We start from the raw sequence: 25,470 nt of genomic DNA, 5'->3' as shown, positions 1-25,470 counted from the left end.
GCGGCCTGCGGCCGCCGGCACTGGCGCCAGCGTGAAAGGTGAACTAAGAACGTGATCCCGTCCGGTTTTACCGGAAGATGTCGTTGTAGGTTCCCATGATGATCCGGTCGCCGGGGGTCGACTTCCGGATGTAGTCGACAACTGCCCAGTCATCGAGGGAGATGCAGCCCGCCGTCGGGACTTTGTTCATGTGCAGGAAAATGGCGAAGCCGGCGTCCTGCACGATGTTGGGGCGGTTGTAGTTGACCACCACACCCTGGCGGTAGTCGTGCGAGGCGCGCGTGGCGAAGTACCACATGTTCTCGTCCCAGCCCACCCATGAGGACGACTCGAAGTACTTGTTGTACGTCGGGGTCCAGGGGTTTCCGCCCCAGCGGGAGTTGGGGTTCAGGGTCCGGTAGGCAAGCTTCGTTCCGGGGTTGCCCAGCCCGAATGCCTCCGTAACCGAGTAGGAGCCGGTAGGAGAGTAGAGGTAGCGGGTCGGGCCGGAGGGAACTCCCGGCGGCTTGAACCCGGAGGCACCCACGTAGCCGTCGGTCCTCCAGTCTGCAACGTACAGACCGGCCACCCGGACGCAGTAGACGTTGGTGGCATATGACTGCTTGTAGCCGCCGGTGTACGTCAACAGGACCCGATTGGCACCGTACGCGGAGTACTTGGTCTGCCCATTGTTGAGCTTGGCGCACGTGGTCATCGCGTAGATCCGCGTGCCTGCCGCAGGTGTCCAGCCGATGTAGCCGCCCTGGAACGCCTGGATGCACTGTCCGGGGATGCATTTCTCGTTCGCCGTGGGATATCCCAAGGCGCTCCGCATCGCGCCGACGCCCATATATCTGGCCCCGATGCCGCCCTTGGTGACCCAGGCGCCGCTTGCAGGTGACCAGAACACGGTGGCGCCCTGGAACGTCTGGATGCAGCCCCCGGCCGGCTTGCCGCAGGCCAGATCGCTGACCGGGTAGCCCATCGGTCCGTACAGGCCGCCCAAGCCCGCCCACCGGGTGTAATAGAGCCCGCTGACCACTCGCGCCCCGGTGGCCGGGCTCCAGTAGATGTATCCCTTGGCGAATCCCTGGGCACAACCGCCGTCGCGGAGGCCGCAGAGTTCCCTGGTGATCGGAAGGCCGAGCACACTCACCGCTCCCAGCGAGTCCCAGCGGCTGCCTATCGCGCCCTTGAGCCAGATTTGGAAAACGCCCGTGCTGGTCGATACAAGCAGCTTGCCGCTGGAGAACTTCTGAGCTGTTCCACCAGTGACGGCAACTTCATCTGTGACGGGATAGCCGAATACGGCGGTGCGGCCGTTTGCATACCAGGAAGGGCCCGTCCGGCCCGCGGCCAGCAGCACAGGATGCGCACCCGTGGCCGAGGTCCAGTACATGGTTCCGCCCTTGAACGTCTGCCCGCACAGGCTTCCGATGCAGATTTCGTTCGCGACGGGCGCGCCGAGAACGCCGGCAGCGCCGTTCATGGCCTGCCATTTCACGGCGATTGCGCCCTTAACGACGACGGGTGCAGGCTCGGCAGGCGGCTCCACCTTTGTTGTCGTCTTCGGGGGAGCAGAGGCCGACGGCGACGGCGTTACCGAGGGCGAGGGCGTCACAGATGGCGACGCCGTCACCGGGGCGGACTCGGCCGGGCTGGCAGAAGGAGTGGGCGAGGCCGACGGCGACGGCGACTCGGTTGGCAGCGGCGCCCCAGAGGCTGTCCCGGTGGGAGTCGGCGCAGGCGTAGCCGTGGCGGCACCTGTCGCTTCAGCCGACTGGGACGACGGTGTGGCGGTGGCGGAATCCTCGGCGAGGGCGGGCGAGGCAGCAAGGGACCCGGCCGCGAAGCTCAGGAGCAGGGCAGCCGTCAGTATTGGTTTTCTCATGAAGCATCCTTTGCCGAGACAACCGGTTCGCACTGGCCTGCTGAGCCAGTGGTTTTCGCGAAGTTCTCGGCTGACACCTCAGCCGATTTCCCTGCCGGGACAGTTTCCGTGATCAGGGCGTGGCCCTGAACGGCAGCGCCTATCGTCACGGCTACCGCCACAGTGTAGGTCTTGGCCTTGTCCGAGGTATTGACCAGGTTCCCTTTGAAGCTCCAGGATCCGCCGGCGCCTGCGGTGCATGTGTGCTCCTGCAGGTCCTTGATGGCGTTCAGCGTGGTCGACACGTCGGTGGGCAAGGATGGTGGGTCGGTTGGCGGTGGGGGTATCAGCGGCGTCTCCGATGCCGTCGAACCCGGTGTTGCCGATGATACGGGCGCCGATTCGCTGGCACCCGGCCCCGCAGGACCGGAGCCGCCGCCTGAACACCCGGCAACTGCAAGCAGCAAAGCTGCAGGCAGTAGTGCTCTTTTTCTCATAGTCCCCCCTGAGGAATGGCACGAGTGCCACATGCCCACGCAGGCGGCGTGGTCGCAAGAAGGAGACGCACGTCACCCCCATGGTGCTCAGGGTATCCGGAATTGCCTCCAATCAGGAGTGTTTTTATCCATTCGAAATACTTCGCGTGCCAGGACCGCCGGAACGGGGGCCGGCGGCGGGAAATGTTGCCCGCGTCACGGAGTGCCGCCGGGATCTTGTACGATGGATGGGTCGCGCGAACCTTCGATGCTTCATGAGTTTTGGCACACATATGGACCTCATAAGGGGTCTGAACGCGAATTATCTGTGCAAGAACTCCAGGTTCCCCAACCGGCAACATACCGACCCGCGGCAACACCACAACCTACAAGGAACAGCTGTGCCTCAAATTACCCCCACAGAACTTGAGAGCCGGACGGCCCCATCCGTCGCCGTCGACTCGACCCTCAGCGCCGAGGGCTACAAAAAGACCCTGGGCAGGCGCCACGTCACCATGATCGCCATGGGCGGTGCCATCGGCGTCGGCCTCTTCATGGGAGCCGGCGGGCGACTCGCCTCCACGGGCCCGGCACTGATCTTCTCCTATGCCATTGCCGGCGTCATCGCCTACCTCCTCATGCGGGCACTGGGCGAGCTCATCATGTACCGCCAGACGTCGGGCTCCTTCGTCAGCTACGCGGGTGAAATGTTCGGCAAGAAGGGCGCATTCCTGTCCGGCTGGATGTATTTCATCAACTGGGGCATGACGGGCATCGCGGAACTGATCGCGATCGGCCTGTACTTCCAGTTCTTCTTCCCCAACGTCCCGGTCGAAGCGTCCGCCATCGCTGCGCTGGCCCTGCTGGTGGCGGTTAACCTGCTCAGCGTCAAGGCGTTCGGCGAGTTCGAATTCTGGGCGTCCTGCCTCAAGGTCGGCGCCATCCTGATCTTCCTGGCCGTCGGCACCTTCATGGTGCTCACCAACGCACAGGTGGGCGACGGCAACGCCTCCGTGGCCAACCTCTTCGCTGCCGAGGGCGGGATGTTCCCCAAGGGTGCGCTCGTCATGGTCCTGGTCCTCAACGCCGTGATCTTCGCCTACAACGGCATCGAACTCGTCGGCATCACCGCCGGCGAGATGCAGAATCCGGAACGCGAAGTGCCCAAGGCGATCCGCGCCGTCGTGCTCCGCATCGTGGTCTTCTACGTCGGTTCCGTGACGCTGCTCGCGATGCTCCTGCCGTCCGACCAGTACAAGGCCGGCGTGTCCCCGTTCGTCACCGTCTTCGGCCAGATGGGCCTCGGCTGGGTCGGCGACGTCATGAACATGATCGTCATCACTGCGGCGCTGTCCTCCTGCAACTCGGGCCTGTACTCGATCGGCCGCGTCTTCCGCACCATGGCCAACAACGGGCACGCCCCGCAGTGGCTCACCAGGATGTCCTCGCGCCACGTGCCGTACGCGGCGATTCTTGCCATTGCCGCCTTCTACCTCGTTGGCATCCTGCTCAACATCTGGCTGGGCGGTTCGCACGCGTTTGACCTGGCCCTCAACACCGCGTCCATCGGCGTGATCTTCACGTGGGGCGCCATCTTCGCCAGCCAGATCGCGCTGCGCCACCGCAAGGGCGTCACGTCCACCCTGCCGATGCCCGGTTCGCCGTGGACCAGCTGGGCCGGGCTGCTGGGTCTCCTGGCCATCACCGTGCTGATCGGGTTCGACACCATGACCAGCAAGAGTGGCGAGGTCTTCTACCTCGGACTCTGGACCCTTGGCACCATCCCCTTCTTCGCGGTCCTGCTGTGGCTCGGCTGGCAGAAGGTTAAGAACAACGAGCCCAAGAGCGAGCTGTACAGCTAGTTCCCTCGTCCCTTGGAAGCGCGAACGGACACTTAAGCTCCCTTGTGACGGGCTTAAGTGTCCGTTCGCGCTTGAGGGCATGGAAAAACGACGGCGGCGGACACCCCCCAAGGAGAGTCCGCCGCCGTCGTGGCTTATGTAAGTTTTTAGGACCTAATCGCGCTTGAATTCGTCCTTGACGCCTTCGCCGACCTTCTTGGCGTCGGCCACAACCTGGTCCTTCTGGCCTTCGGCCTTCAGGCGGTCGTTGTCCGTTGCGTTGCCCGCGGCTTCCTTGGCCTTGCCGCCGAGGTCTTCGGCTGCGTTCGAAATCTTGTCTCCGATACCCATGGTGTTGACCACCTTCCGTTGCCGGTTGATCTGACAAAGCCATTTCAGCCTAACACAAAGCATACTTACTAATTCAAGGGGCAGGCCGTTTGGGTGCCAATGTCCGTCCCCGGCACTAGGCTCGGACCATGGATCACAGCACCAGCCTGACGCAGCACGTGAACGCCAGCCCGGAGAAAGTCTGGGCGGTGATCTCCGACATTCCCGGTTCTGCCGGAACCCTTTCAAGCGTGGAGTCCATCCAGATGGTCAGTGAGGGCCCTTACGGTGAAGGGACGCGCTGGAAGGAGACGCGGTCAATGCTGGGCCGCCGCGAGACGGTGGAAATGTGGGTAGCCGAGGCGGATCCGCCCCGAAGCACCACGGTCAAGGCCCTGCAGGGCGGCGCGGACTACACCTCCCGCTTTACTCTGGCTGAGCGCGAGGGGGGAACGGACCTGACGCTGACCTTCGGCGCCGAAGTCCTCCGGCCCACTGTCGTCAGCAAGGTCATGATGGCACTGTTCGGCAAGATCGGCATGAACGTCACGCGGAAAGCGCTGGCAAAGGATTTGGCCGAGATCGCCGCGAAAGCGGAGTCGCTGTAATGGCGGGAGGGGCGGAACGCAAAGCCTCTCCCGGGAAGGCCCTGAAGGTCAGGCCGCCGCGCCTGACTCCCGTCCGGCTCGAGGGGCTGCGGGATGACGATGCTCCTGAATTCCGCGCCGGCGAGCGGTACGACGGCGCGCACTACAGGAGGGTGGTTGCTGACGGCCTGGAGCTGGGCGGGACCGTCTTCGCCGAGTGCGCATTTTCCGGAGTTTCCTTCTATGAAACCCAGCTGCGCGGCGCCAGCTTCCGCGACTGTCTTCTGGACGAGGCCTACGCTCCGGTGCTCACGGCGGCCAGGTGCACGCTGCGCGACGTCGAGTTCAACAACCCCCGCTGGGGATCGGCTGAGCTGTATGGCAGCGGTTGGCAGTCGGTAAAGATCGACGGCGGCAAGCTGGACTATGTGAACCTCCGCGGTTCCCGGCTCGCTGACGTCCTGGTCAGCGACTGCATCATCAATGAACTGGACCTGGGGTCCGCCACGGCTGCCCGCGTTGCGCTCCGGAACTGCACCATCGGAAGCCTGGACCTCAGCGGCGCCGCTCTGCAGGACTTCGACCTGCGGGGCACCGATTTCCGGAGCATCAGCGGCCTCGAGAGCCTTGCCGGTGCGGTGATAGACGACCACCAGCTGGGTCTTCTTGCACCCCTGCTGGCGGCGCATCTTGGCCTCGTAGTGGCGTAAGCCTGCCTCCGCCGGTTGACCGCCGGAGCCTGCCGTGTAATCTTTATAGAACGAACGGTCGGTAATTTATTCGTTTCCGGCCCAACCCCCTGCGTAAAGGATGTTCTCATGGTCGAGGCTTTTCTGGTTGGTGGCGCACGTACCCCGGTAGGGCGATACGGCGGTGCACTCTCGGGCGTCCGCCCTGACGACCTTGCAGCGCTCGTGGTCCGCGAAGCCGTGGCCCGCGCGGGGGTGGATCCGGACGCCATCGACGAAGTCATCCTCGGGAACGCCAACGGAGCCGGCGAGGAAAACCGCAACGTTGCCCGCATGGCCACTCTCCTAGCCGGACTTCCCCTCCATATCCCGGGCATCACCGTGAACCGGCTGTGCTCCTCCGGCCTCAGCGCCATCATCATGGCCAGCCAGATGATCAAGTCGGGAGCAGCGGACATCGTGGTCGCCGGCGGCGTCGAATCCATGAGCCGCGCCCCGTGGGTGCAGGAGAAACCACAGACAGCGTTCGCCAAGCCCGGCGAAATCTTCGACACCTCCATCGGTTGGCGCTTCGTCAACCCGGCGTTCAAGAAGGGCGAACTCTCGCGCGACGGCAAGATGACCTTCTCGATGCCGGAAACCGCCGAGGAAGTGGGCCGGGTGGACGGCATCTCCCGCGAGGACGCCGACGCCTTCGCGGTCCGTTCGCACGAGAAGTCTTTGGCGGCCATCGAGGCCGGCCGGTTCAAGGACGAGATCGTCCCGGTCACCGTGAAGACGCGGAAGTCCGAAAGCGTCGTGGACACGGACGAAGGCCCCCGGCCCGGCACCACGATGGAGGTCCTGGCCGGCCTCCGCCCGGTGATCCCCGGCGGCTCGGTGGTGACGGCCGGCAACTCGTCCAGCCTCAACGACGGCGCCTCGGCGATCATCGTGGCCTCGGAAGGCGCCATCGAGAGGCTGGGCCTGACGCCCCGCGCCCGCATCATCGACGGCGCTTCGGCCGGCTGTGAGCCCGAAATCATGGGCATCGGCCCGGTTCCGGCCACCCAGAAGGTGCTCAAGCGGAGCGGGCTCAGCGTCGGTGACCTTGGCGCCGTCGAGCTTAACGAAGCGTTTGCCACCCAGTCGCTGGCAAGCATGCGGCGCCTGGGCCTGGATCCGGACATCGTCAACAACGACGGCGGTGCCATTGCGCTGGGGCACCCGCTGGGTTCCAGCGGGTCACGGATCGCCATTACCCTGCTGGGCCGGATGGAACGCGAGGATGCGCGGATCGGCCTGGCCACCATGTGCATCGGCGTCGGCCAGGGCACGGCCATGCTGCTGGAGCGCGTGTAGTGGTCGCCCCGGACGGCGCGAACGGACACTTGGGCACCCTGGAGTTCAGCACCCTGCTGGTTGAAGAGCGCGAGGACCGGGTGGTGGTGCTGCTGAACCGGCCCGAAGTCCGCAACGCGATCGACCAGCAAATGGTGGATGAACTGCACGCGGTCTGTTCCGCATTGGAAAAAGACCCCAAGGTTCTCATCATCGCGGGCACCGAGGGAGTGTTTGCCTCCGGCGCGGATATTGCCCAGCTCCGTGAGCGGCGCCGTGACGACGCCCTGCAGGGCATCAACTCAACCATCTTCGTCCGTATTGCCAAGCTCCCCATGCCCGTCATAGCGGCGCTGGACGGGTACTGCCTGGGCGGTGGCGCAGAACTCGCGTACGCCGCCGACTTCAGGATTGGCACGCCCAGCGTCCGGATCGGCAATCCCGAAACCGGCCTCGGAATTCTCGCTGCGGCGGGAGCCAGCTGGCGGCTCAAGGAGCTGGTCGGGGAGCCGGTGGCCAAGGAGATTCTCCTGGCGGGCCGCGTCCTGCGCGCCGAAGAGGCGCTGGGGGTGAACCTGATTACCGAAATCCATGAGGCTCCGGTGCTGATGGACGGGGCCCACAGTCTCGCCGACCGCATCGCCCGGCAGGACCCCCTGGCCGTCCGGATCACGAAGTCCGTGTTCCATGCACCGGCCGGGGCCCATCCGATAATCGACCAGCTGGCCCAGGGCATCCTCTTTGAATCGCAGGCGAAATTCGACAGGATGCAGGCGTTTCTAGACAAAAAAGTGGATAAGAAGACAGCCAAGGAAACAGAGAAGAAGACACAGCCATGAGCAACCCGACACCGCCCGCCAACCTTTCTGCCATGAGTCTTCCCGACCTCGTCGGAGTTCTCGGCGGCGGCCGGATGGGCGCGGGCATCGCCCACGCCTTCCTCATCAACGGCGCGAACGTCCTGGTGGTGGAGCGTGATGAAGAATCCGCGGCAGCAGCCCGCGGCCGGGTGGAGGCCGCCGCCGCCAAGAGCATCGAACGCGGCGCCGCGGACGGCAGCCTGGAGGACATGAAGTCCCGGCTCTCCGTCACGGCGGACTACAACGACTTCGAGGACCGCCAGCTGGTCGTTGAGGCCGTTCCGGAGGACTGGGACCTCAAGGTCACCTCTCTGCGGGGCATCGAGGAGCGCCTCGCGGAGACCTCCTACCTCGCCTCCAACACCTCGTCCCTGTCGGTCAACGGACTGGCCCGCGAGCTGAAGCGCCCGCAGAACTTCCTGGGCCTGCACTTCTTCAACCCTGTGCCCGCCTCCACGCTCATTGAGGTGGTGCTCGGCGAACAGACGTCCCAGGACCTGGCCGAAGCAGCCAAAAGGTGGGTCCGGGCACTGGGCAAGACCGCCGTCGTCGTCAATGACGCGCCCGGGTTCGCTTCCTCACGGCTGGGCGTGGCGATCGCGCTCGAAGCGATGCGCATGGTGGAGGAAGGCGTCGCGTCTGCGGAGGACATCGACAATGCGATGGTGCTCGGCTACAAGCACCCCACGGGACCCCTGCGGACCACCGACATCGTGGGACTGGACGTGCGGCTGGGCATCGCCGAATACCTGCAGTCCACACTGGGGGAGCGCTTCGCGCCGCCGCAGATCCTGAAGGACAAGGTGGCCCGCGGCGAGCTGGGACGAAAGACGGGCAAGGGATTCTTCGACTGGGCCGACTGAGGAGGGCTGCAGTCAGAGGGAGTTGAGCTTTTGCCTCAGCCCTTCCAACGCGGGATCGCGCAATGACATGAATGCCGGCTTCAGGAAGGGCTGAAGCAGTTTGAACGGCCCCTTGATGCTGAACTCGGCGGTGTAGAGGACGTCACAGCCGGGACCGGTGGATTTGACGTCGATGGAGTCAAAGGACACCACGTTGTCGTTTTCGCCGCGCAGCTTGATGTGGTTGTCGAACAGTTCGATGACTTCGTACTCAAGGGACTGGCGCTTGCCGCGGAAGAGCGTCTCCGCGTGATACCGGTGCCCGACAGCGACGGGCCCTTCCGTGAGCTTGTCCATTACCGCGGTACCGGGGTCCCATTCGGCCGTGTGCTCAAACGCCGACAGATAGGCGAAGGCCGTTCTTGCCGGCAGGGGAGCGCTGACTGTACCCGCGACCTTGATCATGGCATCAGCCTAGCGAGACAACAGGAACAGCACACCTGCCTGCGGGCACGGGTCTTCGCCCCTTCGGTGCTGCACGGCGAACTGTCCCGGTTTTCCGTCTTAGGAGGCGGAAAGCCGGGCCAGCAGGGTGGGTATAGGTCCCATAAGCGGGCCAGTCTGGCAGTTACTAGGCCAGCGCCGCCTTGATGGATGCTGCGTAGCCCTGGGCATAGCCAGTTGCTGTCGGGTGGAAGATGTCCATCTCCGTGCCGCAGGTAGTCGATGACACACAGCCGGGCGGCGGGCCGACAATCCATGGGTGCGCCGACCCGATGCCGTGGCCGGCAAATGCCTGCGCCACATCCACATAGTGAACACTGGCACTGGAGCGGCCGCGGGCAGTTTCCGATGCGGCCGCTGTGACTGCACTGGCAATGACCAGGTTAAGTTGGCGCGTCAGTCCGTTGACGGTTTCAAGCATCTGGTCGCCGCCGGATTCGAAGAGCAGCGGGTATCCGGTCACATAGATGTCCGCGTGGGGCGCCTTCGCCTGGATTTCGCGCAGCATTGCCAAGAGACCTTGAAAGAATGGGCTCCCAGCAGGGTCGTTCATGGCCTGCTGGAGGATGTAGGACTTTTGACCCAATGCATTCATGCATGCCACAGCCGTATCCTGCGTACACGTCACCAATGCCCCGATGGCATCCAGGTCGTTGCCGCCCGCAGTGACCGTCACCAGGTCGACTTTCTTGTTCAAGGAGGCCAGTTGGCTGTCCCGGACGACGCGCGTGGTGGCGCCGGAACATGCCTGACTTGCCAGCAACGAAATGGACCGTTCGGTGTCCAATATGGCCGGATAGCCTTGGTCACTTCGTAGGCACGCATCGGTATACGGGCTGGCGCCCTGGCCTGCGGCGAAGGAATCGCCGAGTGCCACATAGGTGTCAGACGCGTCGGCGGATGCCGGAGCAGCGGTCAGGCCCGCCGATAGGGCCAACGCGGCAAGGAGGCCGGTCAGGCGGGCGGAACGGCGTCGGATCAGTTGTTTGGTTATCACGATGAAGCCCCTCATTCAGGGAAACCAGGCACAGGCGCAGCGAATGCTGCAGGAAATCGGCAAGCGATGACGAATGCCCGCCGCGTGGCGGGCATTGAAATTTTTGGCGCGGTGCGGCGCTCATTGCCCTAGGGTATGCCCGGGCGGGACGTATCTGCCCGACCTCGCGGTACCCGTTTTTTCCCGCGTCGTGGGGGACTACTTGCTCTTGACCCCCTGCAGCAGCTGCGGAAGATGTGGTTAGCTGTCTCCGTGAACGCGAGCAAGCAGGCACCGGTCAGGTGGGACGGTGCAGTAAACGCCTGGCGCGTGGCCGGTTCGGTCTACCGGATGGGCCGCCGCGAATGGCTCACGGCTGCCGGCTGGCAGCAGGCGTACGACGACGGCGTCCGCACTGTCATCGACCTCCGGAATGCCGCCGAACGCCTGCCCCGGGCCACGGACCCCGAAGTCGGCGAAGCCCTCGCTGCCTTCGACGTGGTGCACGCGCCCACAGAGGACCCGGACCATCTCGAGTTCAAGGCACTCTGCGTTCCCTACCTCAACGATCCGGCCTACTACGCCGCCAACGCACGGTTCTTTCCGGAGAGGCTGACAGCCGTCTTCAAGGCCGTGGCCGCCGCGTCGCCCAACGGCGTCGTGATCCACTGCTCGGCTGGGCGTGACCGCAGCGGCATGGTGGCGGCGATGCTCCAGGACCTGGCGGGCGCCACCGACGACGACATCGTGACGTCCTACCAGTCAGCCATGCGCGGAATCAACGAGCGCCATCGGACGCTTTCCACGCCGCATCCGCACGAGCGGTACTTGGACGAAGAGGCTCTTTTGCCGCTGCTGGAAAGCCGCGGGGCCGGCGTCCTGGAGTTCGTCCGGTCGCTCGACACCCGGGAGTACCTCCTGCGGCACGGCGTCACGGTGCCGGAGCTGGAAGCCATTCTGTCCGTCCTCGGCACCAGGGTCAGCCTGTGACATTGTCCGGTGCCGCCGCCGCAGCCGGCCGTGGGTTCGGCCGCCAGTCTGTTGCCCTGGGTGTGGCGGCGATGGCGGTCTTTGGGTCCACCGCCGTTTCAATGCCGGCTTTCGCCGCAGTGGAAAGCCCGACGCCGGCGGTCACCAGCGGGGTCAGCGAGCCCGGCGTTGTTGGTCCCGGAGGCGGCGGTCCCGGCAGCGCGGGCCCCGCAGAGGGTGGTCTCGCAGAGCGTGGTCTCGCAGAGGCCGTGGCACGGGACCTGGGCATGAACCTGGCGGAGTTTAACGCCGCGGGGGCGCAGGGAAAGCGCGCGGCCGACGCCCTGCCCGCTCTCAGGAAGCTGCCGGGCTTCGTGGCGGTCAGGCTGCACGCCGGCCGTATTCTGGTCGAAGGCTCCGGCGCAGAGCTGCAGAAGGTCGTCGCGGGAATCAATGCGGCTGATGAAGCGGGCAGGAACGAATTCGTGGTCGTCGCACCTGGCATGAAACCGGCACCGCCAGCGCCAAAACCGGTGGCGAAGGAACCGGCACCGCCAGCGGAGGCAAGGCCAGCTGAGGGCGCTTCCGAGAAGGACCTCAAGGCTTCCAGTGTCGAACAGCTTTACCAGGCCTACCTGCGCCATGTCGGGCCAATAGGTCTTCAGTCCGTGGCCGCGGCCGACGGGAGGTTCATCATCCGCACGGGCGGGGATAACTCACCCGAGAATGCAGGGCAGGCCGGTGGGCAGCCCGCGAAAGACGTGGCCGAGCCCGGCGGCGAGCAAAGCATGTCGCCGTCTGAATTCGTGGCCCGGTACGCCAACGTCGTGCTGGAGAAGGGCGCACCGCTGGTCAGTGAGGAGGACTTCCTCGGCGGCCAGGGATACAGGATTGACGGCGGCGGGGTGGTCTGCTCCGCGGGGTTCAGCTCATACAGTCCGGCGGGAGAGCCCCTGGTGCTCACGGCCGGGCACTGCGCGGATGACGGCGCCGCCAGGCTTGCCGAGGTCACGCTTCCGGCGGGTGAACCTGCGGGCGGCTCCGTGGCGGACAGCGGAGTCACGGGAGTGCTGGGCACGTTCGGCTTCAGCCAGTTCGGCGGCCCGGGGAACTCCCGGATCACGGGCGATGTCGAAAACCCGGGGGAGCCCGGGAAGGACATCGCCGTCATCGAATCAATCCGCGCAGACCTGAACCTCCGCCCGGCCGCGACCAAATGGGAGGATCCCACGAACCTGGGCGCTGCCTCAGTTCCGGTCATCGGCACGGCGAGGCCGATAGTGGGCCAGGCGGTCTGCCGCTCCGGACGGACCGAAGGCTGGTCGTGCGGCACCATTGACGAGGTGGGGATCTATGTTGTCCGCGGCCCCTCCGGCGAACCTGACGATCTTCGATCCTTCAACGGCTTCCTGTCGACGTCGGTGCAGTCCCGGGGAGGTGATTCCGGTGGCCCCTGGATCAGCGGTAACTATGCCGTGGGGACGCATTCGGCCGGCAACCCCCGGACGTCAGCACAGAACTTCGCCGTGGCCGCCACGCTGCAGGATTCGCTCACAGTGGTTCCCGGCATCCAGCTCAGGCTGTTCCTCAACCAGCCCGTGCTGGCAGGCTCCCTGCCCGCCGGGCCGATCGCTGCCGGGCAGCGCATCTCGGGCCGGATTCCCGCGGCTCCCGCGGCACACGTTCCGGCCGGCTCCAGCGTCCGGATCACCGTCCCCGGCCAGGAACCGGTGGACGTTCCCGTTGATGCCAACGGCAACTGGTCCTTCACCGCGCACGTCTCCACAACCCAGGTTTCGGCGCAGACGCTCAACGGCTTCAGCCGCTCGGGCATCAGCATGTTCCGCACCGCGGCGAAACCGGCGGAGCCAGCGCCCGGGCCGTCCAGCCCTGCCGCCACGGCCGTTCCGGATGGCTCCAAGCCCGCCGTAGCGAGGCCGGCACCTGCCCGGCCGGTGACACCGGCAGTCCTTACACCCGCGCCCGAACCGTCGGTCGTGGCCGTGAAACCGGCCGGGGGCATCAATTCTTGGGAAAGGCCGACCGCGGCCGTCGGGCTGGCGGCCACGGGGGCCTCGGGGCTGCTGCCGGCTGCCGGCATTGCCGGGGCGGCGCTGATTCTTGGCAGTTGGCTGCTGGTGGCAGCCAGACGCCGCGGCAAGCGTTAGGGAGGACCGAAAAGCCTAGGTCAGCGGGGCAGGCCGGCGGCGGACCGGAGCCAGCATGTGCACCAGCACCACCGCCGTCACAGAGCCGGCCGCGATGATCGAGGCAAGCACCACAATCTGGAAACGCCCTGCCTCCAGGGGTGACAGTCCGCCGAAGATGGCACCCACAAAAGCCCCCGGCAGCGTGACCAGGCCGGTCGTCTTGGTCTGGTCAGTTGAGGGTATGAGGGCGGAGTGGGCCGCCCTGCGCGCCATGTCACGGGTGGCCTGCCGCGGGGTGGCGCCCAGTGCGAGCCAGCCTTCGACGAGGTCCCACCGGTCAATCACAGCCTCGTTCAACCGCCGGCCGGCGAGGGCGGCTATGGTCATCGTGTTGCCGATGACAATGCCGCCAATGGCCAGTGCGTAGCGGCTGGTGAGTTCAATGGACCCCGTGGCGAAGACGACCACCAGCGACACGACGATGCCGGCCGCCATCGAGGAGGAGACCATTGCCAGGTGGGCCCAGGTCCAGCCGAGCCGGCGGGTGGCGGTCGCGGTGGCCACGAGGAACATGACGCCCAGAGCCACCGCCACCCAGGCGCCGCTGGTGATCACGGCTCCCAGAATCAGGCTCACCGCGGCAAGCTGTGCGGCGCCGAGGAGAATGGCAAGCGCCGGCGCAAAGGCGTGCGGAACGCGGAAGCCCGCGAGGACGCCGGCCGAGACAGCCATCAGGAGGCCAACGGCCAACAGCGTCGGGATCAGGCTGGCCAGTTCAGTCACCTGATCAGCCTAGCCGCGGGGCAACGCAGAAGGGGTAACACAGAAGGGGGCAACGCAGAGGGGCCAATGCGACGGGGAAGGACGGGGGCAGGGAAGGACGGAGCCGTGAAGGGTCAGTTCCTGGGCGCCAGCAGCAGGTTGGTGATCCGCAAGGTGCAGAGCCGCTGGCCGGCGTCGTTGGTGATCAGCACCTCATGGGTGGTGAGTGTCCCGCCGAGGTGGATGGGCGTCGCCGTAATGGTGATCTGGCCGCTGCGGGCTGACCTGTGGTGCGTGGCCGAGACGTCCACGCCGACCGCCGTCTTGCCCAGGGTGCTTGCGTGGATCACCGCGGCCCAGGAGCCCACAGCCTCGCCGACGGCAAGTGAAGCGCCCCCGTGCAGCAGGCCGAATGACTGGCGGTTTCCCTCCACGGGCATCGTGGCCACCACGCGGTCCACGGATTCCTCCAGGATCCTCACGCCCATCTTTTCGTCTAGTTCGCCAAGGGTGATCTTCCAGAGGTCCTGCGTTTTCGGTTCGGCGGTCTGCAGGTCCGCGTCGCGGGGTTCGGGCGTCATATGCTCTCCTCAGAACGGTGGCGGATCCCGCCGGTAGGTCCGGCCGGAGCGCAATGCTTCTAGTGTGCAGCTCGGCACATTCATGTACTGTAGACATATTACCGAACGGACGGTCAGTAATGTGCTGGCCGGATTGCCGGATTGCCCGGATTCTTTGTTCCGCGTTGGAAGGACCCGTCAACGATGACCACAACCGCTACCGCTCCTCAGGCCACCCTGGACACAGTCGAGACCGTCCCCAGTTTTGTGCAGGATTCCTGGTGGACGCCCGACGCCGGCTCGGCAGCCTCCGCTGTCCCCGTGCGCGATGCGAGCACCGGGGAAATCCTGGCAAAGGTGAGCACCGAAGGGCTCGACCTGGCCGCCGTCGTGGATTATGGACGCACCACGGGCCAGACGGAACTTGGCAAGCTGACATTCCACCAGCGGGCCCTCAAGCTCAAGGAGTTGGCGCAGTACCTGAACGCCCGCCGCGAGCACTTCTACACGTTTTCCGCGCAGACCGGCGCCACGAAGATCGACTCGATGATCGACATCGACGGCGGCATCGGCGTCCTGTTTACCTTCGGCTCCAAGGGCCGGCGTGAACTCCCGAACTCGCAGGTGGTGGTGGACGGGCCCATGGAGGTGCTGTCCAAGGACGGCTCGTTCGTGGGGGAACACATCTACACCCGCATCCCTGGCGTGGCAGTACAGATCAACGCCTTCAACTTCCCGGTCTGGGGCATGCTCGAAAAGCTCGCCCCGGCATTCATCGCCGGCGTCCCCACGATCGTCAAGCCCGCCACCCCAACCGGCTATGTTGCCGCCGCCGTCGTGAAGGCGATCATCGAATCCAACATCCTGCCCAAGGGCTCGCTGCAGCTCATTTCCGGGTCCGTCCGCGGGCTGCTGGACGTGCTGGACTACCGTGACCTCGTGGCCTTCACCGGCTCCGCATCCACCGCGCAGTCTCTGAAGTCGCACCCGAACGTGGTGCAGGGCGGCGTCCGCTTCACGTCCGAAACCGACTCCCTGAACGCGGCAATCCTCGGCCCTGATGCCGTGGAGGGCACGCCGGAATTCGACGCCTTCATCAAGTCCGTTGTCACGGAAATGACCGTCAAGGCAGGCCAGAAGTGCACCTCCATCCGCCGTGCCATCGTGCCGCAGGAGCTGGTGCCGGCGGTTGTTTCCGCCGTCCGGGCCCGGGTTGAGCAGCGCGTGGTCCTCGGCGACCCCCGCGCCGAGGGCGTCACCATGGGTGCGCTCGCCTCTGTTGAGCAGCTCGCCGACGTACGCGCCGCCGTGCAGGCCATGCTCGACGCCGGCGGTGAGCTCGCGTACGGAACGCTCGATTCGCCGTCGGTCACCAGCGCTGACGGAGCCAAGGGCGTGGTCGAGGGCGGCGCCTTCATGTCGCCAGTGCTGCTCAGCTGGGCCGACGCCGAGGCGGAGCAGGTCCATTCGGTGGAGGCCTTCGGTCCCGTTTCGTCGGTGATCGGGTACAAGGATATTCCCGACGCCGTCCGTCTCGCCGCCCGTGGCGGCGGCTCGCTGGTCGCCTCGGTCTGCACCAACGACCCCGCCGTTGCCCAGGAGCTGGTCACAGGGATCGCCGCCCACCACGGCCGCGTGCTGATGCTCAACCGCGAGGACGCCCGCAGCTCCACCGGCCACGGCTCCCCGGTGCCGCACCTGGTCCACGGCGGACCCGGACGCGCCGGCGGCGGCGAGGAACTTGGCGGCATCCGCTCGGTCATGCATCACATGCAGCGCACCGCCATCCAGGGCTCGCCCAACATGCTGACCGCCGTGACCGGGGTCTGGCACGCGGGTGCGGACCGCAACTTCACGGTGGAGACCGAGGGCACGCACCCGTTCCGCAAGTCGCTCGAGACGCTGCGGATCGGCGACGCCGTCCGGTCCGGGCTGCGCCAGGTTTCGCTGGAGGACATTACTGCCTTCGCCAACTCCACCGGTGACACCTTCTACGCCCACACCAACCAGGAAGCGGCCGAAGCCAACCCGTTCTTCCCGGGCATCGTGGCACACGGCTACCTGCTGCTCAGCTGGGCGGCAGGACTGTTCGTGGAGGCGGCTCCGGGCCCGGTGCTGGCCAACTACGGCCTCGAGAACCTGCGCTTCATCACCCCGGTGGCGGCAGGGGATTCGATCCGCGTGACGCTCACGGCCAAGAAGATCACCCCGCGCGAAACTGACGAGTACGGTGAGGTGGCCTGGGACGCCGTCCTGACCAACCAGAACGACGAAATCGTGGCAACCTACGACGTCCTCACCCTCGTGGAGAAGTAACCCGGCGCTCCCTCACTTTTTGGTGGGTGTCCCGGGGGTGCTCCCTCATTTGCTGCAGAGGCAGAATTTGAAGGATCTTTCGGCGGCGCTCGGGCTTAAAATGTCCCCCGTAGGAGGTGGCAAAATGACCCTAGTACTAAATAAAGCCACAACTGTCCTGCCCGTGGATGACAAAGAGCGCGCCCGTCGTTTTTACGCGGAAACACTTGGACTCCCTCATCGTGGCGTGGCAGACGACGGAAGCGAATTGTTCGGCAGTGAAGGCGGCCCCATGCTCCAGCTGATGCCGGTGAGGGACGGCAAGCATTCCGATCACACCACATTGAGTTTCGAGGTCACCGACATCGAGCGGACGGTCCAGGACATGGAGTCCAAGGGCGTTCGGTTCCAGGATTATGACCGCCCGGATCTCAAGACCGAGAACCACATCTGTACAACCGACGCGGAGAAGTGCGCCTGGTTCATGGATACGGAAAACAACATTCTCTGCGTCCACGAAACCCTGGGCCGGCAGGCCGAATACCAGCTCTGACCGATCCCACTGCTTCCCAGCAGTTTTTTCCAAACCCTTCCTCACCATGTGAGGGAGGGTTTGGTTTTGGGTGGCGGGAGGTGAGGGAGGGTTTGGTTTAGGACCAGGGCGTGACGGGGTGCGGCTGGAGTTCACCGTCCACCGCGATGTCCACGCGCTCGTTGAAGAAACTGACCAGCCCGTGGATCTGCTGGGCGTCCAGGTACCGGGAATCATAGGCCCAGGCGATGTCCTTCCCGCGGTCCGAGCCAGGGAAGCTCCAGTACTTTGCCTCCCCCTTGTAGGGGCAGATGGTCCGGCGCGGGCTCGCCTCCAGCAGATCCAGGCGGACGTCCGCCGGCGGGATGTAGTAGCGGACGGGCAGCATGGTCTCGTACAGCAGCTGGGCGCCACCAGTGTCGGCGAGTTTCACGCCATCGAGCATTACCTCCACGCGCTGCAGTGTCGCCCGGATGTCGACCCGGTGGAACGGGTCGCGGGGGTGGCCGATAATTTCCTCCTCGTCCTCCTGCCAGTGGAAGGCCCGGAAATCCAGCACCACATAGCCCGCGAGGTCAGGATCGGAGGGGCGGAAGGCTGCATGCGGGAGAGTGGCGGCGGAGGTGTGGACGTCCAGTTCCTCGCCGGGAGTGGTGTGCCGCCGGAAGCCTGTCCGCGGGTCCAGCACCGGCGGTGCGTCAGCTGCCAGGCGGACGGGATGCTCGTCCGGGCCGCTGCCGCCGCCCTCGGGTGCGGGCCGCTCAAGCCGTGCCAGCAGGTCCTTTTCCGGAACGGCGTAGACCGGCGTGACCCGCTTCGGCTCCCAGACCAGGAGTGCTTCCCGGGTGTCGACGACGGGGCTTCCGTTCACGTCCGCGCGGATCCGTCTGGACGTGGGCTGGTAGCGAAGATCAGGAAATGCGCCGAAGAGAAGCTCGGACAGTTTCGTGGCCATGCATTCAGCGTGGGTGCGGCGGCCCCCGGCGTCAACGGGTAAGGCGGGTAACGGGGGAGCGTGTCCGCCCGGGTCAGGGCTTCGCGTGGAGGCCGTCGAACGCCATGGTGATGACGTCGTCGGCCAGTTTTTCGGGTGAAAGCGAGCCGCCGGGTTTGTACCACTCCACGATCGAGTTGATGGTGCCGAACAGGAGCCGGGTCACGGTACGGGGGTCGATGTCCTGCCGCAGTGACCCCTCATCACGGGCCGCAGAGATCAGGGCCGCCACCTTATGGTCGAAGGCGCGACGGCGTTCCATGGCGTTGCGTTCGATGTCCGTGTTGCCGCGCAACCGCAGCAGCAGCGTGACGAACGGCAGCCGGTCCACCAGCACGGCGATGGTCTGGCGCAGCACGAACTCCAGCCGCGCGTCAGCGGCACCGGATGTCGCCCCCGGCTCCTCGAGAATGGCCTCGAGACCTCCGAGCGCGTGGTCGAGGGCGAGCTTCAGGAGATCGCCCTTGGACGGCACGTGGTGGTAGATTGCGGACTTTGAAATGCCCAGGTTCTCAGCAAGAATGCCCATGGATGTGGCATCGTAGCCGTGCCGGTTGAAGACGTCGACGGCGATCAGCAGCACGGACTGCTGGTCGTATCCGGGCCGGCCGCGCTTCGTGGGTGCTGCTGTACTTGCTGCTGTGCTGGGCATACTGGCTATTTTCTCATGAACGTTCGGTAATTAGAGCCAAGGGTGCCAACAAAAGCGGCGGGCCACCCTGGGGGCAGCCCACCACAGATGGATGCCGACTCTATCCCTTCGGACGCAGATCGTAAATCCGGCGCAGCTTGCCGCTGGAACGCTCGAGCGACCCGGGCTCCACTACGTCCACGGTGCACGAAGAACCCACGTGGATCTTGATCTGCTCGCGCAGGGTCCGGGCCGCCGTCGTGCCGGCCTCGGAGGTGACGTTCTCGCGGCGCTCAATCTTCACGGTCAGCTGGTCCATGCGCTGGCCTTCGGGCCGTGTGAGCACAAGCTGGAAGTGCGGGCTGAGCTCGGGGATGCGCAGCGCGATTTCCTCGATCTGGGACGGGAAAAGATTCACGCCGCGGAGGATGATCATGTCGTCGCTGCGGCCCGTGATGCGGCCCATCCTGCGGTGCGCGGGGCGGGCGGTGCCGGGGAGCAGACGGGTGAGGTCCTTGGTGCGGTACCTGATGATCGGCAGGGCTTCCTTGGTAAGCGACGTGAAGACCAGCTCGCCGTGCTCACCGTCGCCCAGGACGTTTTCCTTGCCGGGCGCGGGGTTGAAGGGATCGATGATCTCGGGGCGGAAGTGGTCCTCCCAGATGTGGCTGCCGTCCTGCGTCTCCACGCATTCACCGGCAACACCCGGGCCCATCACCTCGGACAGGCCATAGATGTCGCAGGCCTTGATGTTCATGGTGACTTCGAGCTCGTGGCGCATTTCCTGGGTCCATGGCTCGGCGCCGAGCACGGCGTACTTCAGCGACGTGGAGGTCGGGTCGATGCCCATGTGAGTCATGGCGTCGGCGATGGTCAGCAGGTACGTGGGTGTGGCCAGGATGGCGTCCGGCTCGAAGTCCTGGATCATCTGGATCTGGCGCTCGGTCTGGCCGCCGGACATCGGGATGACGGTGCAGCCCAGTGCTTCGGCGCCGGCATGCGCGCCGAGGCCGCCGGTGAAGAGTCCGTAGCCGTAGGCGTTGTGGACCTTCATGCCGGGGCGGACGCCGGAGGCGCGGAGGCAGCGGGCCACGAGCTTGGCCCAGTCGGCCAGGTCCTGTTTGGTGTAGCCGACGACGGTGGGCCGGCCTGTGGTGCCCGAACTTGCGTGGATGCGGGCTACTTCGCTCTGCGGTACGGCGAACATGCCGAACGGGTACTCCTGCCGCAGGTCCTCCTTGGTGGTGAAGGGGAAGTTGCCGAGGTCGGGCAGCTCGCGAAGGTCTGAGGGGTGGATGCCGGCCTCGTCGAACTTGCGCTTGTACAGCGGCACGCGGTCGTAGGCGTACGCCACGGTGTGCTGGAGGCGGCTGAGCTGGAGCGCCTCGAGCTGGTCCCGGGACATGGTCTCCTCCGGGTCCAGGGGCGCCTCGGTGGTGGAGCTCGCTGCGGCTCCGGAGACGACGGTGGGTTCTGGGGCGTGGAGGGTCATGATTTGTTCCTAGTCTTGGGGATGGTCCGGCTGCGACCGCGGAACTCGGCAATGAGCTCGCCAGGCTGGCCGGAATTGAGCTCGGAGCCGGGGTCGGCGGCGAAGATCTGGATGTCGTACAGGCCGCTGCGCCCGGTGCTGGAACGGCGGTTGGCGACGGCGGTAATCACCTGGCCCTGGAAGGCCGGCTTGAGGAAGTTGATGTCGACGCCGGAGGCAACAGTGATGCTGTCGGCTGCGGCGCCCGCGGCGCCGTCGGTGTCTGCCGCCCCTTCGCCTGGGGTTTCCGCGCCTTCATCGGGTGTGGGCAGGGCGGCAGCGGCTGTGGCCTGGCCGGCAGGCGGTGTGGCCGGGTTGCAGGCGAGGGCAAAGGCGGTGTCAGCGAAGGCGAAGATCATTCCGCCGTGCGCCATTCCGAAGCCGTTGAGCATCTCCTGCCGGAGGGTCATGCGAATGGTGGCCTGGCCGTCGCCAAGGGACAGGACCTCGATCCCCATCCACTCGGAGGCGTAGTCGTTCTCGAGGATCGGGTGGACGGCCCCGGAAATTGTTGTTTCAGCCATGCGTCATTGCCTCCAGCTTTATTTACCGAATGTTCATTAGGTAATCCCATGGAGGGCCCTCGTGTCAAGAGTGCGGACGAGGCGGTAGGGCCCCGCATAGGCGATTACCACGAGTGCCGCCAGCACGTGGAGCAGCGCGAGCGTCCACCAGAGCGTGAGGTAGTGCGGACCCGCCAGCGCAGGGAAAATCAAGGCCCCGCAGGTGTTGAACGAGGCGTGGAAGAGCATGCAGAGGGGGACGCTTCCGGTACCCGTGGAAGGATCTTCCGCGGACGCCCGGCCCGCGGCGCCGGTGCCGTTGTAGACCCAAGCCAGCAGCACGGACTGGGCGATGACCATGAGCAGGAACGGAATCGGTGGCCGCCGCCCCGTCGTGTCGGACACCAGTTCGGGAAGATGCCACAGGGCCCACGCGATGCCGAGCAGGAGCGCGGCGCCCAGTGCGGTGTGGTTCCGCTGCAGGAGGGGCAGGGCGTAGCCGCGCCACCCCAGCTCCTGGAACAGGCCCACGATCACCAGGGTTGATGCGAACGTGCCGATCAGCATGAACCACCCCGGGTTCGGTCCGAGATCCGGAGCGGGCGCGCCGCCAGCCACCGTGAGCGCGGCGGATGCCACCACCAGAAGGCAGGGCAGCCCCAGGCTCAGCACGTACCACCGCACCGGGACGCGCCACCGGCCCAGCTGGCGCAGCAGTCGCAGCAGTGCACCGTTTCCGCCGGAGACAACCGCGACCAGTACCGCGGCCAGGGCGGGCCCGACCGGGAACAGTGGGGAGCTTCCCGGGATGAGGAAGGTCAGCGGCCACAGCAGCCAGGAGATGAGGAAGGCCAGCACGAAGAACATGGTGAGCCGCCGTTGTGCCGGCCAGGAGTGCTGGCTGTGCGCTGCTGGGATGGCGCGCCGTCCGCGCCAGCCCTGCACACCCAACCGCGTGGGATGGTGCTTGTCGGCGTGTGGATGGTGGGCCACGTCAGGCCTCCTCCGGCGGGCGGTGCCGCAACCGCTCCGCGGGGTCCTCAAGTGTTCGTTCGGGCCTGCCTTGACCCGCGGGGCGCTTACTGCGGATGCTCTTCAGCGACATGACGGCGGCGAGCAGGACGATCAGCGCGGCAATCTGCTGCCAGTCGCCGTCGAACACGTTCAGCTTGGTCGCCGCAGAGGCGTTGAAGGAAGCATGCAGCAGCCCCACAATCAGCAGACTGTAGGCCGTTCCCACATAGGCCAGGCCCATGAGGGCGCGGAAGAACGGGGCGAACAGGAACAGGACCGCCCAGGAGACGGCCACTTCCGCCCACGGCGTGGCGGTGAGACCCTTCTCCGCGAAGGCGAAGGGCAGGTGTATGAGCGCGAACGGGATGGCAGTCAGCAGGGCTGCGACGGCCATCCCGTGCCGGTCCATCAACCGGTGCTGCACCACACCGGTCCAAGCAAGCTCCTCCCAGATGTTGCCGAGGAGGGCACCGAAGAGCACGGTATTCAGCAGGTAGTTGCCGAGCAGCGCCGCCCAGCCGTCGTCGGGCCCGTGGAAGGTACCGGAGGCGGCGGCGACGAGCATAGTCAGCGCGGGGAGGGCGAGCAGCGCTGCCGCGTACCAGCCGTAACCCACGCGCCATCGGAATGCGCGACGGAAGAGTTCGCGTACGCCGGGCCGTCCGTCGGCAGCTCCGGTGACAAGAACCGACATCCCCAGCAGGATCAGCAGTTCGGCCAGGATCCCGGGCAGGATGTTTCCAACGAGCAGGAGGGACAGGATCTGGGCGGCCCAGGAAAGCGGGATGGCAAGAACGAGGAAGGCCGCCACGGGGTGCTTCTTGATGAGGGACGCGGGCGCTGCGCGGGAAGCGGCAGGAAAACCAGGAGAATGCATCAGCAATACCGTCATTCCGAGTCGCCTGCAGGGGACAGGGCATCGAGGCGCTTGCCCGCCTCGATCCCGAAGGAGCGCTGAGCCGCCGACGTGGGGATCAACACCATTGTCTGCTCCCGAAAGACCGCGAACAAGTGAAAGTATGGAGGGGCGGCGGGCTCCGGTGCTTCAGCGGTCCATCCCGGGGTACTTCCCAAGGAGCACGTCCAACGCAGCACGCGGGACCTTCCAACCAGAGGACTTGACCATGGCCAAAGGGATTTATGTCAGTGCGACCACCCCGGGTTCGGGGAAATCGCTCGTAGCGCTGGGCCTGGCGGACACGCTGCACCGGCACGCGGACCGGATCGGATTCTTCAAGCCGGTAGTCCACGGCAACGACGCCGACGGGGATCCCATGGTGGCGCTGATGAAATCCCGCTTCGACCTCGATGACCGGCGCTGCCGCGGGGGCCTGACGTTCGCCGAGGTGCGGGGCCTCCTGGCCGAGGGCAAGCGCGAGGACATCGACGGCCGCTGCGTGGAGATCTTCGCTGAGATGGGCCGGCACTGCGATGTGATCATCGTGGAGGGGACGGACCTGACCGGCCACGACGCCGCCGTCGAGTTCGACCTCAACGCCCGCCTGGCCAACAACCTGGCCGTGCCCGTGGTGGCCGTGGTGGGCGCTAAGGGGCGCAGCGTCGCCGAGGCGGCCGCCGCCGTCGACGTCGCCCGCAAGGAGCTGAGCGCGGAGAAGTGCTCCCTGCTGGCCATGATGGTGAACCGCGCCGATCCCGCGGATGTGGACGCGATTGCCGCGGCGGTGAAGCCCGGGGCGTCCGGCCGCCCGGTCTACATTTTCCCGGAGCTGGAGGACATCGCGCGCCCCACCACAGGCGAGGTATGCGCCGCCCTCGGGATCGGGCAGATCGCCGGCCGGGCCGACATGGAACGCGACGTCCGGGACGTCAAGGTCGCGGCCATGAGCGTGGGCAACTTTTTGAATGTGCTCGACGACGGCGCCCTGGTGATCGTGCCGGGTGACCGGGCGGACGTGATGGTGGCCTGCCTGGCGTCGTCGTTCTCGCCGGAATTCCCGGTGCCGTCGGGGCTGATCCTGACCGGCGGGCTGGCGCCGGACGCCAACATCTACCCCCTGCTGGCCTCGGCCCCGTTCCCGGTATTCGCCACCACCGATGACACGTACACCACCGCCCGCCGGGTCTCGGAGGTGCGGAGCGAGATCTGGAGCGGGCACCGCCGGAAGGTGGCGTCGGCCCTGGGACTCTGGTCCCGGCAGGTGGACGAGGCCGAGATCCTCGAGCGCCTGCACCTGCCCCGGCCCGAACGCATGACCCCGCTGCGGTTCCTGCATGACCTCATTGAGCGGGCCAGGTCCCAGCGCCGCCACATTGTCCTCCCGGAGGGCACGGACCCGCGCATCCTGCGGGCCGCCGAAATCCTGCACCGCCGTGACGTCTGCGACCTCACCCTGCTGGGCCGTGACGCGGACATCAGGGAGCTTGCGGCAAGCCGGGGCATCGACCTCTCCGGCATCAACATCGTGGACCCCGCCACATCGGACCTGCGCCGGGACTTTGCCGCCAGGTACGCGGAGCTGCGGGCGCACAAGGGCGTGGACCTGGCGCGGGCGCTGGAGGTCATGCAGGACGAAAGCTACTTCGGCACCATGATGGTCCAGCTGGGCGTGGTGGACGGCATGGTCTCCGGCGCCGCGCACACCACCGCCCACACGATCCGCCCGGCACTGGAATTCGTGAAGACCCGGGAGGGCGTGAAGATTGTCTCCTCGGTTTTCCTCATGCTCATGCCGGACCGGGTGCTGGTGTACGGTGACTGCGCCGTGAACCCTGACCCCAATGTGGAGCAGCTCGCGGATATCGCGCTGGCCTCCGCGGAGACTGCGGCCCAGTTCGGCGTCGAACCGCGGGTTGCCATGCTGTCCTACTCCACCGGGGGCTCGGGCTCGGGCGAGGCCGTGGAGGAGGTGCGGCAGGCCACCGACCTGGTCCGGAACCGCCGCCCGGACCTCGCCGTCGAAGGTCCCATCCAGTACGATGCCGCGGTGGACGCGTCGATCGCCGCGTCCAAGATGCCGGGTTCGTCCGTCGCCGGGCAGGCAACCGTGTTCATCTTCCCGGACCTGAACACCGGCAACAACACGTACAAGGCGGTGCAGCAGAGCTCCGGGGCTGTCGCCGTCGGGCCCGTCCTGCAGGGGCTGCGGAAGCCGGTCAACGACCTCTCCCGCGGCTGCACCGTGGAGGACATCGTCAACACCGTGGCCATTACCGCGATCCAGGCCCAGATGCCGGAACAGCAGCCCGCGGCAGCAGCACCCTTCCCGTCCGCAGAAGCCAAGGCTTAGGAGGCCC

24 protein-coding genes are annotated in these 25,470 nt (G+C 66.1%); 11 read left to right on the top strand and 13 right to left on the bottom strand.

Annotated elements, in window-relative coordinates; all coding sequences use genetic code 11:
- Positions 1 to 67: 67 nt before the first annotated feature.
- Together AC5RUM_RS14545 and AC5RUM_RS14540 are read right to left on the bottom strand one after the other, a co-directional pair.
- The gene (locus AC5RUM_RS14545; RefSeq protein ID WP_494035587.1) at positions 68 to 1,870 is read right to left on the bottom strand and encodes a hypothetical protein; all 1,803 of its coding nucleotides are present in this window, start codon (positions 1,868 to 1,870) and stop codon (positions 68 to 70) included.
- Complete coding sequence (locus tag AC5RUM_RS14540; protein WP_494035586.1) at positions 1,867 to 2,166, bottom strand: hypothetical protein; 300 nt, start codon at positions 2,164 to 2,166, stop codon at positions 1,867 to 1,869. Before AC5RUM_RS14540 ends, AC5RUM_RS14545 begins: the two co-directional genes overlap by 4 nt.
- A gap of 560 nt (positions 2,167 to 2,726) precedes the next feature.
- Between AC5RUM_RS14540 and AC5RUM_RS14535 the strand changes: the two genes are divergently transcribed.
- Positions 2,727 to 4,187: an amino acid permease gene (locus AC5RUM_RS14535; protein ID WP_494035585.1), complete on the top strand. Its 1,461-nt coding sequence runs from the start codon at positions 2,727 to 2,729 to the stop codon at positions 4,185 to 4,187.
- 153 nt (positions 4,188 to 4,340) lie between these two features.
- Here AC5RUM_RS14535 and AC5RUM_RS14530 read toward each other — a convergent pair whose 3' ends face one another.
- On the bottom strand, positions 4,341 to 4,517 hold the full coding sequence (locus AC5RUM_RS14530; RefSeq protein WP_494035584.1) for a CsbD family protein: 177 nt from the start codon (positions 4,515 to 4,517) through the stop codon (positions 4,341 to 4,343).
- A gap of 128 nt (positions 4,518 to 4,645) precedes the next feature.
- Between AC5RUM_RS14530 and AC5RUM_RS14525 the strand changes: the two genes are divergently transcribed.
- From AC5RUM_RS14525 to AC5RUM_RS14505, 5 genes are all read left to right on the top strand, one after another.
- Positions 4,646 to 5,104 (top strand): SRPBCC family protein, encoded by a 459-nt coding sequence (locus tag AC5RUM_RS14525; RefSeq protein ID WP_494035583.1) that lies wholly within the window; start codon positions 4,646 to 4,648, stop codon positions 5,102 to 5,104.
- Positions 5,104 to 5,793: a pentapeptide repeat-containing protein gene (locus tag AC5RUM_RS14520; RefSeq protein ID WP_494035582.1), complete on the top strand. Its 690-nt coding sequence runs from the start codon at positions 5,104 to 5,106 to the stop codon at positions 5,791 to 5,793. Before AC5RUM_RS14525 ends, AC5RUM_RS14520 begins: the two co-directional genes overlap by 1 nt.
- 108 nt (positions 5,794 to 5,901) lie before the next feature.
- On the top strand, positions 5,902 to 7,113 hold the full coding sequence (locus AC5RUM_RS14515) for a thiolase family protein (protein WP_494035581.1): 1,212 nt from the start codon (positions 5,902 to 5,904) through the stop codon (positions 7,111 to 7,113).
- On the top strand, positions 7,113 to 7,931 hold the full coding sequence (locus AC5RUM_RS14510; protein WP_494035580.1) for an enoyl-CoA hydratase/isomerase family protein: 819 nt from the start codon (positions 7,113 to 7,115) through the stop codon (positions 7,929 to 7,931). Before AC5RUM_RS14515 ends, AC5RUM_RS14510 begins: the two co-directional genes overlap by 1 nt.
- Positions 7,928 to 8,815, top strand: coding sequence for a 3-hydroxyacyl-CoA dehydrogenase family protein (locus AC5RUM_RS14505; RefSeq protein WP_494035579.1), 888 nt, complete (start codon positions 7,928 to 7,930; stop codon positions 8,813 to 8,815). The genes AC5RUM_RS14510 and AC5RUM_RS14505 overlap by 4 nt, the downstream gene beginning before the upstream one ends.
- 12 nt (positions 8,816 to 8,827) lie before the next feature.
- Here the strand turns inward: AC5RUM_RS14505 and AC5RUM_RS14500 are convergent, their stop codons facing one another.
- The gene (locus AC5RUM_RS14500) at positions 8,828 to 9,259 is read right to left on the bottom strand and encodes an SRPBCC family protein (protein WP_400579254.1); all 432 of its coding nucleotides are present in this window, start codon (positions 9,257 to 9,259) and stop codon (positions 8,828 to 8,830) included.
- 166 nt (positions 9,260 to 9,425) lie between these two features.
- Positions 9,426 to 10,310, bottom strand: coding sequence for an SGNH/GDSL hydrolase family protein (locus AC5RUM_RS14495; protein WP_494035578.1), 885 nt, complete (start codon positions 10,308 to 10,310; stop codon positions 9,426 to 9,428).
- Between the two features lie 219 nt (positions 10,311 to 10,529).
- Here AC5RUM_RS14495 and AC5RUM_RS14490 point away from each other — a divergent pair, with 219 nt between their 5' ends.
- Together AC5RUM_RS14490 and AC5RUM_RS14485 are read left to right on the top strand one after the other, a co-directional pair.
- The gene (locus AC5RUM_RS14490; RefSeq protein WP_494035577.1) at positions 10,530 to 11,264 is read left to right on the top strand and encodes a tyrosine-protein phosphatase; all 735 of its coding nucleotides are present in this window, start codon (positions 10,530 to 10,532) and stop codon (positions 11,262 to 11,264) included.
- The gene (locus AC5RUM_RS14485) at positions 11,261 to 13,411 is read left to right on the top strand and encodes a S1 family peptidase (protein WP_494035576.1); all 2,151 of its coding nucleotides are present in this window, start codon (positions 11,261 to 11,263) and stop codon (positions 13,409 to 13,411) included. The genes AC5RUM_RS14490 and AC5RUM_RS14485 overlap by 4 nt, the downstream gene beginning before the upstream one ends.
- A 15-nt stretch (positions 13,412 to 13,426) precedes the next feature.
- Here the strand turns inward: AC5RUM_RS14485 and AC5RUM_RS14480 are convergent, their stop codons facing one another.
- Both AC5RUM_RS14480 and AC5RUM_RS14475 read right to left on the bottom strand, forming a co-directional pair.
- Positions 13,427 to 14,176 carry an ABC transporter permease gene (locus AC5RUM_RS14480; protein WP_494035575.1) on the bottom strand — a complete coding sequence of 250 codons (750 nt, stop codon included), beginning with the start codon at positions 14,174 to 14,176 and terminating at the stop codon, positions 13,427 to 13,429.
- 113 nt (positions 14,177 to 14,289) lie between these two features.
- Entirely contained in the window at positions 14,290 to 14,736 is a 447-nt protein-coding gene (locus AC5RUM_RS14475) for a PaaI family thioesterase (protein ID WP_494035574.1), read from the bottom strand.
- A 183-nt stretch (positions 14,737 to 14,919) separates the two neighbouring features.
- On the opposite strand from AC5RUM_RS14475, the gene paaZ reads away from it, so the two are divergent.
- Together paaZ and AC5RUM_RS14465 are read left to right on the top strand one after the other, a co-directional pair.
- A complete protein-coding gene (gene paaZ / locus AC5RUM_RS14470) occupies positions 14,920 to 17,031 on the top strand; it encodes a phenylacetic acid degradation bifunctional protein PaaZ (RefSeq protein WP_494035573.1) in 2,112 nt (703 codons plus the stop codon).
- Positions 17,032 to 17,155: 124 nt separating this feature from the next.
- Positions 17,156 to 17,563 carry a VOC family protein gene (locus AC5RUM_RS14465; RefSeq protein ID WP_494035572.1) on the top strand — a complete coding sequence of 136 codons (408 nt, stop codon included), beginning with the start codon at positions 17,156 to 17,158 and terminating at the stop codon, positions 17,561 to 17,563.
- Between the two features lie 97 nt (positions 17,564 to 17,660).
- Here AC5RUM_RS14465 and AC5RUM_RS14460 read toward each other — a convergent pair whose 3' ends face one another.
- From AC5RUM_RS14460 to AC5RUM_RS14435, 6 genes are all read right to left on the bottom strand, one after another.
- Complete coding sequence (locus tag AC5RUM_RS14460) at positions 17,661 to 18,497, bottom strand: DUF427 domain-containing protein (RefSeq protein WP_494035571.1); 837 nt, start codon at positions 18,495 to 18,497, stop codon at positions 17,661 to 17,663.
- Between the two features lie 73 nt (positions 18,498 to 18,570).
- Positions 18,571 to 19,188 carry a TetR/AcrR family transcriptional regulator gene (locus AC5RUM_RS14455; RefSeq protein ID WP_494035570.1) on the bottom strand — a complete coding sequence of 206 codons (618 nt, stop codon included), beginning with the start codon at positions 19,186 to 19,188 and terminating at the stop codon, positions 18,571 to 18,573.
- A 100-nt stretch (positions 19,189 to 19,288) separates the two neighbouring features.
- Positions 19,289 to 20,659 carry a phenylacetate--CoA ligase PaaK gene (gene paaK, locus AC5RUM_RS14450; RefSeq protein ID WP_494035569.1) on the bottom strand — a complete coding sequence of 457 codons (1,371 nt, stop codon included), beginning with the start codon at positions 20,657 to 20,659 and terminating at the stop codon, positions 19,289 to 19,291.
- On the bottom strand, positions 20,656 to 21,222 hold the full coding sequence (locus AC5RUM_RS14445) for a hotdog fold thioesterase (RefSeq protein WP_494035568.1): 567 nt from the start codon (positions 21,220 to 21,222) through the stop codon (positions 20,656 to 20,658). The genes paaK and AC5RUM_RS14445 overlap by 4 nt, the downstream gene beginning before the upstream one ends.
- A gap of 36 nt (positions 21,223 to 21,258) precedes the next feature.
- Positions 21,259 to 22,194 carry a CPBP family glutamic-type intramembrane protease gene (locus tag AC5RUM_RS14440; RefSeq protein ID WP_494035567.1) on the bottom strand — a complete coding sequence of 312 codons (936 nt, stop codon included), beginning with the start codon at positions 22,192 to 22,194 and terminating at the stop codon, positions 21,259 to 21,261.
- A 1-nt stretch (position 22,195) separates the two neighbouring features.
- Positions 22,196 to 23,092 (bottom strand): CPBP family intramembrane glutamic endopeptidase, encoded by an 897-nt coding sequence (locus tag AC5RUM_RS14435; protein ID WP_494035566.1) that lies wholly within the window; start codon positions 23,090 to 23,092, stop codon positions 22,196 to 22,198.
- Between the two features lie 247 nt (positions 23,093 to 23,339).
- Here AC5RUM_RS14435 and pta point away from each other — a divergent pair, with 247 nt between their 5' ends.
- Positions 23,340 to 25,463, top strand: coding sequence for a phosphate acetyltransferase (gene pta / locus AC5RUM_RS14430; protein WP_494035565.1), 2,124 nt, complete (start codon positions 23,340 to 23,342; stop codon positions 25,461 to 25,463).
- The last annotated feature ends 7 nt before the right edge of the window (positions 25,464 to 25,470 follow it).

It is taken from the genome of Arthrobacter sp. B2060, from assembly GCF_059090445.1.
The sequence above is the reverse complement of the archived record's forward strand: the minus strand, read 5'-3'. Positions and strand labels throughout refer to the sequence as shown.

Coding starts and splice junctions, on each gene's coding strand:
- AC5RUM_RS14520 (WP_494035582.1), top strand. CDS start 5,104: ATGGCGGGAGGGGCGGAACGCAAAGCCTCTCCCGGGAAGGCCCTGAAG.
- AC5RUM_RS14495 (WP_494035578.1), bottom strand. CDS start 10,310: ATGAGGGGCTTCATCGTGATAACCAAACAACTGATCCGACGCCGTTCC.
- AC5RUM_RS14465 (WP_494035572.1), top strand. CDS start 17,156: ATGACCCTAGTACTAAATAAAGCCACAACTGTCCTGCCCGTGGATGAC.
- pta (WP_494035565.1), top strand. CDS start 23,340: ATGGCCAAAGGGATTTATGTCAGTGCGACCACCCCGGGTTCGGGGAAA.
- AC5RUM_RS14460 (WP_494035571.1), bottom strand. CDS start 18,497: ATGGCCACGAAACTGTCCGAGCTTCTCTTCGGCGCATTTCCTGATCTT.
- AC5RUM_RS14475 (WP_494035574.1), bottom strand. CDS start 14,736: ATGACGCCCGAACCCCGCGACGCGGACCTGCAGACCGCCGAACCGAAA.
- AC5RUM_RS14505 (WP_494035579.1), top strand. CDS start 7,928: ATGAGCAACCCGACACCGCCCGCCAACCTTTCTGCCATGAGTCTTCCC.
- paaK (WP_494035569.1), bottom strand. CDS start 20,659: ATGACCCTCCACGCCCCAGAACCCACCGTCGTCTCCGGAGCCGCAGCG.
- AC5RUM_RS14455 (WP_494035570.1), bottom strand. CDS start 19,188: ATGCCCAGCACAGCAGCAAGTACAGCAGCACCCACGAAGCGCGGCCGG.
- AC5RUM_RS14515 (WP_494035581.1), top strand. CDS start 5,902: ATGGTCGAGGCTTTTCTGGTTGGTGGCGCACGTACCCCGGTAGGGCGA.
- AC5RUM_RS14490 (WP_494035577.1), top strand. CDS start 10,530: ATGTGGTTAGCTGTCTCCGTGAACGCGAGCAAGCAGGCACCGGTCAGG.
- AC5RUM_RS14435 (WP_494035566.1), bottom strand. CDS start 23,092: ATGCATTCTCCTGGTTTTCCTGCCGCTTCCCGCGCAGCGCCCGCGTCC.
- AC5RUM_RS14530 (WP_494035584.1), bottom strand. CDS start 4,517: ATGGGTATCGGAGACAAGATTTCGAACGCAGCCGAAGACCTCGGCGGC.
- AC5RUM_RS14525 (WP_494035583.1), top strand. CDS start 4,646: ATGGATCACAGCACCAGCCTGACGCAGCACGTGAACGCCAGCCCGGAG.
- AC5RUM_RS14500 (WP_400579254.1), bottom strand. CDS start 9,259: ATGATCAAGGTCGCGGGTACAGTCAGCGCTCCCCTGCCGGCAAGAACG.
- AC5RUM_RS14545 (WP_494035587.1), bottom strand. CDS start 1,870: ATGAGAAAACCAATACTGACGGCTGCCCTGCTCCTGAGCTTCGCGGCC.
- paaZ (WP_494035573.1), top strand. CDS start 14,920: ATGACCACAACCGCTACCGCTCCTCAGGCCACCCTGGACACAGTCGAG.
- AC5RUM_RS14445 (WP_494035568.1), bottom strand. CDS start 21,222: ATGGCTGAAACAACAATTTCCGGGGCCGTCCACCCGATCCTCGAGAAC.